Origin of the sequence: Microbacterium excoecariae (genome assembly GCF_011326725.1) — a bacterium.
Taxonomy (GTDB): domain Bacteria; phylum Actinomycetota; class Actinomycetes; order Actinomycetales; family Microbacteriaceae; genus Microbacterium; species Microbacterium excoecariae.
Map to the genome: position 1 here is coordinate 1,753,177 of NZ_JAANCO010000001.1, position 12,018 is coordinate 1,765,194.

Genomic DNA, 12,018 nt, shown 5'->3' on the forward strand with positions numbered 1-12,018 from the left:
CGGGGGAACCGCCGCCGCGCGCCGCGCGCGATCGTAGGGAGGCGAATGTTTCGCACAACGAACGGGAGTCACACCATGGAAGCTCAGCCCGCATCGGCCAAAATTCGCGCGCAGCAGGAGGAGGCCCGGCGCACGTTGCCGTTCTCCGATGAGCGAGATTTCGTCAACGCGCGACGCGGGCTCGTTGTGAGCGCCGACGACGCGACGATCCTGAACGCCCAGGGCGCCCCCGTCTGGGACGCGGGGAGCTACAGCTTCCTCCGGGACGAGGCGCCGGACACCGTTCACCCGAGCCTCTGGCGCCAGTCGCAGCTCGTCGCGATGGCGGGGCTCTTCGAGGTCGTCGAGGGCATCTACCAGGTCCGCGGCTTCGACCTGGCGAACATGACGATCGTCGAGGGTGACACCGGGGTGATCGTGATCGACCCGCTCATCTCGGCCGAGGCGGCGGCCGCGGCGCTCGCGCTCTACGCGGAGCATCGCGGTGAGCGCCCCGTGCGCGCCGTCGTCCACACGCACAGCCACATCGATCACTTCGGCGGAATCTTCGGGATCACCACCCAGGCGGCCGTGGACGCCGGCGAGGTCGACGTGGTCGCGCCGGAGGGGTTCCTCGAGCACGCGGTATCGGAGAACGTCTACGCGGGCACGGCCATGGGCCGGCGCGCGGGGTACATGTACGGCGCGGCGCTCGATCGCGGTCCGCGCGGCCAGGTCGGCGCGGGGCTCGGCCAGACGACGTCGACGGGCGCGGCGGGCCTGATCCGCCCGACGACGCTGATCTCCGAGACGGGCGAGACCCTCACGATCGACGGCGTGGAGATTGAGTTCCAGATGGCGCCCGGCACCGAGGCGCCCGCCGAGATGCACTTCTACTTCCCGCGCTTCCGGGCGCTGTGCATGGCCGAGAACGCGACGCACACCCTCCACAACCTCCTCACCCTGCGGGGTGCCGAGGTTCGCGACCCGCGCGGCTGGTCGCACTACCTCACCGAGGCGATCGAGATCTTCGGCGACCGCACGGACGTCGTGTTCGCCTCGCATCACTGGCCGACCTGGGGCGCCGAGGAGATCGTCGCGTTCCTTTCGCTGCAGCGCGACCTCTACGCCTACCTCCACGACCAGACCCTTCGCCTCATCAACCGCGGCATGACGGCCGCCGAGGCGGCGGAATCGTTTGTCCTGCCCCCGGCGCTCGAGAACGCCTGGCACGCGCGCGGCTATTACGGATCCGTCAATCACAACGTCAAGGCGATCGTCCAGCGCTATCTCGGCTGGTTCGACGGGAACCCGGCGCGGCTGTGGCCGCACCCGCCCGCAGCGCTCGCGACGCGGTACGTCGACGCGCTCGGCGGCCTCGACCGCACGGTCGAGCTCGCCCAGGCCGCGTTCGACGGGGGCGACTACCGCTGGGCCGCGACGCTCCTCGACCACGTCGTGTTCGTCGACGAGCACCACGCGGCCGGACGCGCCCAGTACGCCGACACCCTCGAGCAGCTCGGATACGGATCCGAGAACGGCACCTGGCGAAACTTCTTCCTCTCGGGAGCGGCCGAGCTGCGCGGCGAGATCTTCGGCACGCCGACGAAGACCAACGCCGTCACGATGCTCGCCCAGCTCTCCCCCGAGCAGCTCCTGGACTCCATCGCGATCCGCATCGACGCACCGCGCGCGTGGCACATGGACGTGACGATGCGCATCACCTTCACGGATCTCGACCGCGCGTTCCGCGTGTCGATCCGCCACGGTGTCCTCGTGTACCTCGAGGACGGGCGTGGCGACGCGGAGCTTGAGGTGTCCGTGACCAAGGGACGCTTCCTGGCGCTCGTGGGCGGCGACGTGGATTCGGAGGGGCTTGACGTCGTCGGCGACGCCTCCGTCCTTCGCGAGCTGGTGAGCGTCCTGGACCCGGGCGACGACGCCTTCGCGATCGTGACGCCGTAACGCGGCGACGTGACAAAAGGGGGGCCGGCCCGCGAACATCCGCGGACCGGCCTCCCTTTGTCTCGGCCCGCCGGGCCGGCCCAGCCCTAGATCTTGATCGGGAACGTCGCGAGCCACGCGAGGCCGATAGCCGCGAGGACCAGCGCGCTGGCGAGGAACGTGCGCTGCCGCCAGACCACGCGCTGCGCCTGCGACAGGGCCGCGAAGAACAGCACGAGCGCGAAGAGGACCGTGAGCAGCGAGTAGTTGTCGCCGCGTTGGTTGTTCTCCAGCGCGTCGGCGAACCGCTCGTCCGCGCGCGCGGAGAGCGATTCGGCCTCGGCGGACCCCGGCGGGACGTACTCCGCCACCACCAGCGGTCCGTTCTCGGCCCGGCCCGCGGCGTCCCAGGCGGCGAAGGCCGTGGCGAGCTCCGGCGAGAATCGGTCCTCGACGTAGTCCGCCAGCGCCTCGTCGTCCTCCGCCGTGGCGCGCACCCACTCCGTGTAGATGCTCAGGTCGTACTGGCGCGCGGCGGCGGCCCGCGACTCGGCCGCCGACGCCTGGATCCGCGCGCTGGAGGCTTCGCTGAAGGCGATCGACATCTCGCCTCCCCACTTGGACGCCTCGAACCCGCACCACGCCGTTAACACCGCGGTGATCGAGAGCGTGAGGACGATCGCAATCTCCGTCACGCGGCTGGCGGAGGGTCGCCGCGCGGCGGTCTCTTCTGTCATAGGCACATCTTCCGGCGCCCGCTCGGGCGCCCGCCGCGCCGCTCACCCTCCACGGGTGAGCGGCGCCGCAACCCGTTGCCGAATCGTGAGCGGCGCCGCGCCCGCGGCGCGGGGCGCGGGCGATAGCGTCGGAGCATGCGCAACTTCTTCCTCGCGTCTGCCGTCGTCGTCATTCTCGGGCTTGCGGGCTGCGCCACTTCGTCGGGCGAGACACCGCAACCCGCGGCCGCGACGTCGACACCTCCCGCCGCTCCGTCTCCCAGCCCGACGCCCACGACATCACCGGACGCGTTCCCCTTCCCCACCAACAGCGAGGGGATCCCGAGTACCTGGGACGCCCCGGTTCCTCCGGGCGATATCGTCAACGCGCGGGTCGCAGTCGACAGTTTCGGCGATGTGCGGAGCACCGTCCTCTGGCCCGCACGCGCGGCGGCGGGATCGGATGTGCGTGCGTGGCTTGAAGGAGTGGGCGACGAATTCGGCGAGGAACCGTCAGTGTTTGAGCATGACGGCGTCGTGCTGGGCGAAGTGGACGATGCGAGAATGATCGACTACGACCGCCGTGTCGTCGTGAACGACGGCGTCTGGGGCTACACCTACGGCCTGGCCACGCGGGCGTACTGGGAAAACGGCCTCAACATGGGCTCCCCGGAGCCGCGCGAGCTCCCCGACGAATTCGATGCGCCACTCCCCGACATGGACGGGATATACGTGCAGAACTGGTCCACCGAGTACTCCACCAACACCGCCGACATCTCGACCGTGGCGTACCTCGCAGGAATCGGGTACGAGCAGCGCGAACCACTTCGAACGTGGCCCTCCTCCCTGGCGGAGTGGGACCTGGTCTCCGACGAGTCGCAGGAAACCTGGTACCACGCATTGCTGGAGCGCGCCGATGGGAGTCACCTCGAGTTCACGGTGCCCAGCGCGCTCGATGAGCCCGTGGAGCTCCGGTTCACGCCGGGGACATGAGCCCTCAGCGGCGCCCGAGGGCGTCGGCGTAGAGCGCCGGGAGCACGATGTTCGCCGGGGCGTGGGCGAACATCGCCGCGATGCTCCCGGGCGCGTGCTCCCCCAGCCCCACGGGGGTAAGCAGAAAGACGGTGGACGGCTCCCGCCGTGCCTGGGCGAGGAGCCCGCGCACGCTCTCAGCGAGGGCGTACCAGCCGTGGCCGGCGTCGAGGGCGTACGCGCGGCCCGTCCGCCCGGCGAGGACCTCGGGGTCCGCCCCGAAGCGCTCGCGCGCGATGACGGCCGCGCGGCCGTCCTCCCCGGCGCCGTAGACGAGGATCTCGTGGGGCTCGAGCCCGGACACGACCGCGGGGGTGCGCATGGCGCGCATGAGGCGATCGCGCGCCTCGGTGTCGAGCCGCGCCAGCATCGCCGAAAAGATGTCCATGCGTATCCCTTCCCCCGGGCCTACCGGCCGCGCCCCGCGGTCGCGCTCCACCCGTAGCGGCGCTGAAGCTCCCGCGCCACGAGGACGAACCGGTCGAGATCGAGCGCCGCCGCCTCCCGGCGCACCGCGGAATCGGGCACGCGGTACAGCTGATCGACGTCGACCCACGACGCCCGGCCGCGAGCGTCCCATCCTCCGGATCCGACGGGAACGAATTCGCGGTTGCCGTCCCGGTCGCGGCTCGTGAGCTTGACGGCATACACCGCGTCGCCTCCCGCGCGCGCGATCACCAGGACGGGGCGGTCCTTCCCGCGGCCGTCGTTCTCGGCGTACGGGACCCAGGTCCACACGATCTCGCCCGCGTCCGCGCGCCCGTCCGCCCGCGGCGCGTACGCGAGCCGCAGGCCCCGCACGCGGCGCGGATCCACCTCCGTCGTGCGCCCACGACCCCGGCGGAAGAGCGCGCGCGCCCCGCGAACAAGCGACCGGAGGAGGGAGGAATTCGCCATGTGATCAGCCTAGGGGCCCGCACAACGCCTTCGGGGCGCCGCCTTGTGCAGGCGACGCCCCGAAGGGTGCTGTGAGTGAGGGTGTGGGTTAGCGCTGCTCGGTGAGCGCGTAGCCCTCTTCGCCGTGCACCGCGGTGTCGACGCCGGCGAGCTCGTCCTCGTTCTTGATGCGGAAGCCGACGGTCTTCTGGATGACGAAGCCGAGGATCGCCGCGACGACGAACGAGTAGAGGAGCACGGCGACCGCGGAGATCACCTGGATGACGAGCTGCTCCACGCCGCCGCCCGTGAACAGGCCGGTGTCCATCGCGAAGAAGCCCAGGTAGATCGTTCCGATGAGGCCACCGACGAGGTGGACGCCAACCACGTCGAGCGAGTCGTCGTAGCCCAGCTTCCACTTGAGCTCGATCGCGAGGGCGCAGAGCGCGCCGGTGACGATGCCGAGGACGATCGCCCAGATCGGCTCGAGGTTCGCGCAGGCCGGGGTGATGGCAACGAGACCGGCGACGGCGCCCGAAGCGGCACCGATCGACGTGGCCTTACCGTCCTTCAGCTTCTCCACGATGATCCAGCCGAGGATCGCCGCAGCCGGGCAGACGAGGGTGTTGACGATGATCAGGCCGGTCTGGAGGTTGCCCTCCTCGCCGAGCGGCGCGAAGGTGAGGCCCGCGTTGAAGCCGAACCAGCCGAACCACAGGATCGACGCGCCGAGCATGACGAGCGGGACGTTGTGGGGCTTTTGTATGCCCTTCTGGAAGCCGACGCGCTTGCCGAGGACGAGCGCGAGGGCGAGCGCCGCGGCACCTGCGTTGATGTGGACGGCGGTTCCACCGGCCCAGTCAATGACCTCGACGCCGGCGTCCGGGAACATCGTGCTGCCGAGGTTGAAGATCCAGCCACCGCCCCAGACCCAGGCGGCGACGGGGAAGTACACGAGGGTGGCCCACACACCGGCGAAGACCATCCAGGCGCCGAACTTGGCGCGGTCGGCAATGGCGCCGGAGATCAGCGCGACCGTGATGATCGCGAAGGTGGCGCCGAAGGCGATGCCGATCGTCGCCTCCCCGGTCGGGTCATCGGCGATCGTGTTCGACAGGGCGAAGTCGCCGAAGGGGTTGCCGGCGAAGCCCCAGGTGCTGCCGACGGCGCTCATGCTGGCGCCGTAGAGCACCCAGAGCACGGCCACGAGGCCGAGGGCGCCGAAACTCATCATCATCATGCTGACGACGCTCTTCGCCTTGACGAGGCCGCCGTAGAAGAAGGCGACGCCGGGCGTCATGAAGAGCACGAGCGCGGTGGCGATCATCAGCCACGCGAGGTTGCCGCTATCCATGGGATTCCTAACGGTTCGGGTAACGAGGGAACCCGGTGAGCTCGGGTCGATGTGGTGCGCTCGACCGGATGTCCCCATGGTGTCCGGGCAGGATTTCGCCCGACGACCGCGGCGCGTTACGAACAGGTTGCGGGATCCGCCCTCGTGTAAACCCTGTGTTTCGTCGACCTGAATGGCGGGAATGCGTCCCGCATGAAGGTGGCGTACGTCAGGCGTGCGTCGACGCGACCAGGCGCGAGATGGCGCGCAGGTACTTCTTGCGGTAACCGCCGCCCAGCATCTCCTCCGCGAACACGCGATCCAGGGGCACGCCGGTCGCGACCAGCGGGAGCTGCGCGTCGTAGACGCGGTCGACGAAGGCCACGAACCGGAGCGCTTCCGACTGGTCCGTCAGGGTGCGCACGTCGCGCAGCCCGATGGCCTCGACGCCCTCGATGAGGCGGATGTACCGCGACGGGTGCACGCGCGCCAGATGCGCGACGAGCCCCGCAAAGGAGTCGTCCGATGCCGTGCCGCCGTGCGAGGCCGAGGCGAGGGCGGCGGCGTAGTCGGCCTCCGACTCGGCCTTCGCGCCCTCCTCGAGCGAGCGCTGGCGGTAGTCGACGCCATCGATGCGGATCGTCTGAAAGCTCGACGACATCGACTGAATCTCGCGGAGAAAGTCCTGCGCGGCGAAGCGCCCCTCGCCGAGCGCGTTCGGTGGGGTGTTGCTCGTGGCCGCGAGCCGGGTCCCTGTGCGCACCAGCTCGCCCAGCAGGCGGGTCATGACCATGGTGTCGCCCGGGTCGTCGAGCTCGAACTCATCGATGCAAATGAGCGCCGTTCCACGGAGCAGGTCGACCGTGTTCTGGTAGCCCAGGGCGCCGACGAGGGCGGTGTACTCGATGAACGAGCCGAAGAGCTTCCGCCGGGCCGGAACGGCGTGATAGATCGCCGCGAGGAGGTGGGTCTTGCCGACGCCGAACCCCCCGTCGAGGTACACCCCCGGGAGCATCGGCTCGTCCGCCGGCTGGCGCTTCTTGCGTCCGAAGCCGAACAGGCCCGCGCGCGGCGCGGCGATCTGGCCCGCCGCGAATCGCTGCAGGAGCTCCTTCGATTCCTGCTGAGACGGATGGGCCGGATCCGCCCGGTACGTCTCGAACGTCGCGCCCTCGAACTGGGGAGGGGGTGTCAGGCTCGCGAGCATCTCCTCGCCCGTGAGCTGCGGGTCGCGCTCGGCGAGGTGAACGATCGTGGCGGCGGGGGCGGGAGTCATCCGTCCCAGGATAGTCGGGGCGCGCGCCGGGCGTTCGCTCCCCCGTATCGTGGGGGCGATGACCACCCCGTCCACCGTTCCCCTCGCGCTCGCCGAGTTGCGCGACGAGCTCCTCGCGCTTGAGGAGCCCGACCGCCTGGCGCTCCTCGTCGAGATCGGCGAGGAGCTTCCCAAGGTGCCGGCCCGGATCCGCGATGACCCGGCGGCGCTCGAGCGCGTTTCCGAGTGCCAGTCGCCCGTGTTCATCGCGGTGGAGACGGATCGCGCGGGAGCCGTCATCCTGCACGCCGTCGCGCCCGCATCCGCGCCGACGACCCGCGGCTTCGCGAGCCTGCTGGCGCAGGGCGTCGCGGGCGCGAGCCCCGCCGACGTGCTGGCGATTCCCGCGGGTTTTCCGCGCACCCTGGGACTCGACCGGGTGGTATCGCCGCTCCGACTGGCGGGGATGACGGGGCTGCTCACGCGCACCCAGCGACAGGTTCGCGCGGCGTTCGGCTCCTAGCCCGTCGGCCGCGAGAGACCGCGGGCCGACAGCCAGTCCGCGATGTGCGCGGACCAACCCTGCTCGTCGAAGTTCCACAGCTTGGTGTGGCGGGCCTCTTCGTAGGAGACGAGCTCGACGAGGTCGGGCCGCGCGTCGGCGAGCGCCCGCGAGGCGCCGGAGGGGACGAATCCGTCGTCGTCGCTGTGCAGCAGGAGGATGGGGTGAGTCAGCTCGGGGGCGCGGCGCACGACGTCGAGATCGTTGAGGGAGATCGCGTTCCCCGATCGCACGACCCGCGACCACGAGGGCAGGGTGAGTTGGCGAAGCGCGATGTGCGTGAGGGGAACGGGGAGCCGGAGCGCGCGCGCCTGATAGTCGAGGACGAGCCGCCAGTCCACGACGGGCGAGTCGAGGATGACCCCCGCGACGCGATCGGCGCGCGGGGAGTTCAGGACGGTTTGCAGGACGATCGCGCCCCCCATCGACCACCCCATGAGCACGACGCGCTCCGCGCCGCGCGCGAGCGCGAACCGAATGGCGGCATCGATGTCGCGCCATTCGGTGGCCCCGAGGCCGTAACGACCCGATCCGGAGCGCGGCGCCTCGGAGTCATTGCGGTACGACACCGCGAGCGTCGTGAGGCCGGCCGCCCGGTAGACCGGCACGGCGCGCAACACCTCGGAGCGCGTCGTACCGCGGCCGTGCACGGCGATCACCCAGGTGTCCGACCCGCCCTCCGCGGGGAACAGCCACGCGGGGCACGCGCCGACGGGCGCGTCGACCACGACGTCCGCGTACGGGAGGTGGAGCTGCTCCGGCACCGTGAAGTACCAGCCGCTGAACGTCGCGTCGCGACCGATCTCGTCCCCTTCCGCGACGTGCGTCAAGAGCTTTCGCGTCACCGACGTCGGCGTGGACGTCAGAACGGCTCCCAGCTGGAGGTACGTGCGAGAGCCGTTGACGAACAACCCGTATCGCCCGGGGAGCACCGTGTCGGGTGTCCGACCGAGGGTGATCGTCTGCGCGCCCCGGTCGATCGAGAGGACCTCCGTGTCCGCGATGCGGCGCGTGAGCGGTGTGACGGCCTTCCGCGCGATCGCGAATGCGGCCGCGGTGCCGCCGACGACGATGCCGAACGCGCCCGCTGCCGCGATGCTCAGCGCCTCGAGCGCGCGCGCTCGTGGCGGCGCGGCGTGCCTGGATCCCCTGACCACGTTCCCACCCTAGTCTGAGCGCGTGGACGAGGACGAGACGGGCGGCGCATTCGCCGCCGCCGCGGAGTCCCTTCGCCGTGTACGGTTTCGGGCCGACCTGAGCGTCGCGGAGATCCCCGCGCCGCGCGGCATAGCCCCCGAGGCGATCGCCTTCGCGGCGGACGTCCGGCCGGACTCTCACGGCGATTCCTCCGGCGGTACCGGGCGGTTCGTCCTCCTGCACGACCCTGACGAGCCCCCGGGCTGGGGCGGCCCGTGGCGCATCGTCGCCTTTGCCCAGGCGCCGCTCGAGACCGAGATCGGCACGGATCCGCTCCTCGCGGACGTCGCGTGGTCCTGGCTCGGCGATGCGCTCCAGGCGCACGGCGCCGATCACCGGCAGCGTTCGGGCACGGCGACGAAGACCGTGTCACGGGGATTTGGTTCCCTCGCCGCCGACGGGGATGGCGCCCAGATCGAGGTCCGCGCCTCCTGGAGCCCCGTCGTGCCCACGCCGGCGCACCTCGACGCTTGGGCGGAGTTCGTCTGCATGCTTGCGGGTCTCCCGCCCGGATCCGAAGGAATCGCGCTCCTGCACCCGGGCCCCCGCCGCGGATAATCGCGCGGCGGCGGTCCTGAGAAGATGGGACCGAGCACTCGGAGCGCCCAAAGGCGCACCGCCCGATCGAGGAGAACAGTCATCGCCTATCGCGTCATCGACACCGTCGCCGGCCTGGAGGCCGCGTGCGCCGCTCTGCAGTCCGGCACGGGCCCGGTCGCCGTGGACGTGGAGCGTGCCTCCGGGTTCCGCTACAGCGCCAAGGCGTACCTCGTCCAGGTCTTTCGGCGCGGGGCGGGCGTCTTCCTGTTTGACCCGCCCGCGATCGGCGACATGTCGCCGCTGCAGCGGGCCATCGGGGACGCCGAGTGGGTGTTTCATGCCGCGAGCCAGGACCTGCCGTCGCTGAACGAGCTAGGGCTCATGCCTCCCACCATCTTCGACACGGAGCTGTCGGCCAGGCTCCTCGGGTGGCCGCGGGTGGGCCTGGGCGCCGTCGTCGAACGCACGCTCGGGATCGTCCTGAAGAAGGAGCACTCGGCCGCCGACTGGTCGACCAGGCCCCTGCCGCAGGACTGGCTGGAGTACGCCGCGCTCGACGTGGAACACCTCGTGGACGTGCGCGACATCGTGGCCGAGGAGCTCGACGCGACCGGCAAGCGCGAGTGGGCCGAGGAAGAGTTCGAGGAGGTCCGCACCCGGGCCCCGAAGCCGCTGCCCGCCGAGCCGTGGCGCCGCGTCACGGGCGTCTCCCGCCTGCGTGGGCGCCGCAACCTCGCGATCGCGCGCGCGCTGTGGCTCGCGCGGGATCGGGTCGCGCGGGAGCGGGACGTGGCGCCGGGACGCCTCTTCCCCGACCGCTCCCTTCTCGCGGCTGTCGCCGCGCAGCCGTCGTCGCAGGGCGCGCTCTCCGGCGTGAAGGCGTTCACGGGGCGGGCGAGCCGCACCGATCTGGCCGTGTGGTGGGCGGCCTTCGAGGAGGGGCGGACCACGACCGATCTTCCGGCGGAGCGGGTCCCGAGCGACGCACTTCCGCCCGTCAAAGCGTGGGCGGGGCGGCGCCCCGAGGCGGACGCGCGCCTCAAGACCGCTCGCCCGGCCGTCGAGGCCCACGCCGAGTTCCTGTCGATCCCGACGGAAAACCTCCTCACCCCCGAGCTCCTGCGCCGCGTCGCGTGGGAGCCGCCGCAAGCGGCCTCCGCTGAGGCGATCGCTGCCGCGCTCGCGGCGCTGGGAGCGCGGCCATGGCAGGTGGCGCAGGCCGCCCCGGTCATCGCACGCGCCTTTGTGCGAGCGGCGCAAGCCGAAACGGACGCGTCGGAGGCGGGTTCGTAGGAACACCCCAACCACTTCGCCTCCGGGATGTGGGAACGCCATAGGCTGGCGACGCACACCAAACTTCAGGAGGCAAAGTGGCCCAGCTGACGGATGTCTATTTCGTCGACGGCGTACGCACCCCGTTCGGGCGCGCCGGCGAGAAGGGCATGTACGCGCACACTCGCGCGGATGACCTGGTCGTGGGAGCCCTCATCGGGCTCATGGAGCGCAACGCGCAGGTGCCGCCCGATCGCATCGACGACGTCGCGATCTCGGCGACCTCGCAGACCGGCGACCAGGGGCTCACCCTGGGACGCACCGCGGCGATGCTGGCCGGGCTGCCGCAGTCCGTGCCCGGGCTCGCCATCGAGCGCATGTGCGCCGGGGCGATGACGGCCGTGACGACGATGGGCGCCTCGATCGGGTACGGCATGTACGACCTCGCGATCGCGGGCGGTGTGGAGCACATGGGGCGCCACCCCATCGGCTCGAACGCAGACCCGAACCCGCGGTTCGTCGCCGAGCGGCTCGTGGATCCGCAGGCCCTCAACATGGGCGTGACGGCAGAACGGCTGCACGACCGGTTCCCGCAGCTCACGAAGGAGCGCGCCGATCGGTTCGGCATGCAGAGCCAGCAGAAGGTCCAGGCCGCCTACGACGTCGGCCACATCCAACCCGACCTCATCCCGGTCGCCGTGACGGACGCGGCCGGCGCGCAGGGCCTCGCCACGGTGGACGAGGGGCGTCGCCCCGGCACGACCATGGCCGACCTGGCGGGCCTGAAGACGCCGTTCCGCCCGCACGGCCGGGTCACGGCGGGGACCTCCTCGCCCCTGACGGACGGCGCCACCGTGAGCCTCCTCGCCGGCGCGGATGCCGTCAAGGAGCTCGGCCTGCGCCCCAAGATGAAGATGGTGTCGTTCGGCTTCAGCGGTGTGCAGCCCGAGGTCATGGGCATCGGGCCGATCCCCTCGACCGAAAAGGCCCTCGCGAAGGCGGGCCTCACGATCGATGACATCGGCCTGTTCGAGCTCAACGAGGCCTTCGCCGTGCAGGTGCTGAGCTTCCTGGACCACTTCGGCATCGCGGACGACGACCCGCGCGTCAATCCGTGGGGCGGCGCGATCGCCCTCGGTCACCCGCTCGCGGCGAGCGGCGTGCGCCTCATGATCCAGCTCGCGGCGCAGTTCGCGCTGCGCCCCGACGTTCGCTATGGCCTGACGGCGATGTGCGTGGGGCTGGGACAGGGCGGAAGCGTGGTGTGGGAGAACCCTCACTACACCGGCAAGAAGGCGAAGAGGAAGTGACC

12 protein-coding genes are annotated in these 12,018 nt (G+C 71.0%); 6 read left to right on the plus strand and 6 right to left on the minus strand.

Going from position 1 to position 12,018, the window contains the following annotated elements:
* Positions 1-75 precede the first annotated feature (75 nt).
* Positions 76-1,944 (plus strand): alkyl/aryl-sulfatase, encoded by a 1,869-nt coding sequence (locus tag G8E01_RS08175; RefSeq protein WP_166318306.1) that lies wholly within the window; start codon positions 76-78, stop codon positions 1,942-1,944.
* An 86-nt stretch (positions 1,945-2,030) separates the two neighbouring features.
* Here the strand turns inward: G8E01_RS08175 and G8E01_RS08180 are convergent, their stop codons facing one another.
* Positions 2,031-2,660 carry a hypothetical protein gene (locus tag G8E01_RS08180; RefSeq protein WP_166318309.1) on the minus strand — a complete coding sequence of 210 codons (630 nt, stop codon included), beginning with the start codon at positions 2,658-2,660 and terminating at the stop codon, positions 2,031-2,033.
* A 135-nt stretch (positions 2,661-2,795) separates the two neighbouring features.
* On the opposite strand from G8E01_RS08180, the gene G8E01_RS08185 reads away from it, so the two are divergent.
* Positions 2,796-3,632, plus strand: coding sequence for a hypothetical protein (locus G8E01_RS08185; RefSeq protein WP_166318312.1), 837 nt, complete (start codon positions 2,796-2,798; stop codon positions 3,630-3,632).
* Positions 3,633-3,636: 4 nt separating this feature from the next.
* On the opposite strand, the gene G8E01_RS08190 is transcribed toward G8E01_RS08185, so the two are convergent.
* The 4 genes from G8E01_RS08190 to zapE form a co-directional block, all read right to left on the minus strand.
* Entirely contained in the window at positions 3,637-4,059 is a 423-nt protein-coding gene (locus G8E01_RS08190; protein WP_166318315.1) for an A1S_2505 family phage non-structural protein, read from the minus strand.
* Positions 4,060-4,079: 20 nt separating this feature from the next.
* Positions 4,080-4,568 (minus strand): type II toxin-antitoxin system PemK/MazF family toxin, encoded by a 489-nt coding sequence (locus G8E01_RS08195; protein WP_166318318.1) that lies wholly within the window; start codon positions 4,566-4,568, stop codon positions 4,080-4,082.
* A gap of 88 nt (positions 4,569-4,656) precedes the next feature.
* Positions 4,657-5,901 carry an ammonium transporter gene (locus G8E01_RS08200; protein ID WP_166318321.1) on the minus strand — a complete coding sequence of 415 codons (1,245 nt, stop codon included), beginning with the start codon at positions 5,899-5,901 and terminating at the stop codon, positions 4,657-4,659.
* Positions 5,902-6,109: 208 nt separating this feature from the next.
* On the minus strand, positions 6,110-7,156 hold the full coding sequence (zapE, locus tag G8E01_RS08205; RefSeq protein ID WP_166318324.1) for a cell division protein ZapE: 1,047 nt from the start codon (positions 7,154-7,156) through the stop codon (positions 6,110-6,112).
* Positions 7,157-7,214: 58 nt separating this feature from the next.
* Between zapE and G8E01_RS08210 the strand changes: the two genes are divergently transcribed.
* The gene (locus G8E01_RS08210) at positions 7,215-7,658 is read left to right on the plus strand and encodes a SufE family protein (protein ID WP_166318326.1); all 444 of its coding nucleotides are present in this window, start codon (positions 7,215-7,217) and stop codon (positions 7,656-7,658) included.
* Here G8E01_RS08210 and G8E01_RS08215 read toward each other — a convergent pair.
* A complete protein-coding gene (locus G8E01_RS08215; RefSeq protein WP_166318329.1) occupies positions 7,655-8,854 on the minus strand; it encodes an alpha/beta fold hydrolase in 1,200 nt (399 codons plus the stop codon). The two genes, G8E01_RS08210 and G8E01_RS08215, sit on opposite strands and share 4 nt — an antisense overlap.
* Positions 8,855-8,876: 22 nt before the next feature.
* Between G8E01_RS08215 and G8E01_RS08220 the strand changes: the two genes are divergently transcribed.
* The 3 genes from G8E01_RS08220 to G8E01_RS08230 all read left to right on the plus strand — a co-directional run bounded on the left by G8E01_RS08220 (position 8,877) and on the right by G8E01_RS08230 (position 12,016).
* The gene (locus G8E01_RS08220) at positions 8,877-9,452 is read left to right on the plus strand and encodes a DUF3000 family protein (protein ID WP_166318333.1); all 576 of its coding nucleotides are present in this window, start codon (positions 8,877-8,879) and stop codon (positions 9,450-9,452) included.
* Between the two features lie 24 nt (positions 9,453-9,476).
* Positions 9,477-10,727, plus strand: a complete 1,251-nt coding sequence (locus tag G8E01_RS08225; RefSeq protein ID WP_166318336.1) for an HRDC domain-containing protein — start codon at positions 9,477-9,479, stop codon at positions 10,725-10,727.
* Positions 10,728-10,804: 77 nt separating this feature from the next.
* Complete coding sequence (locus G8E01_RS08230; RefSeq protein WP_166318339.1) at positions 10,805-12,016, plus strand: acetyl-CoA C-acyltransferase; 1,212 nt, start codon at positions 10,805-10,807, stop codon at positions 12,014-12,016.
* The last annotated feature ends 2 nt before the right edge of the window (positions 12,017-12,018 follow it).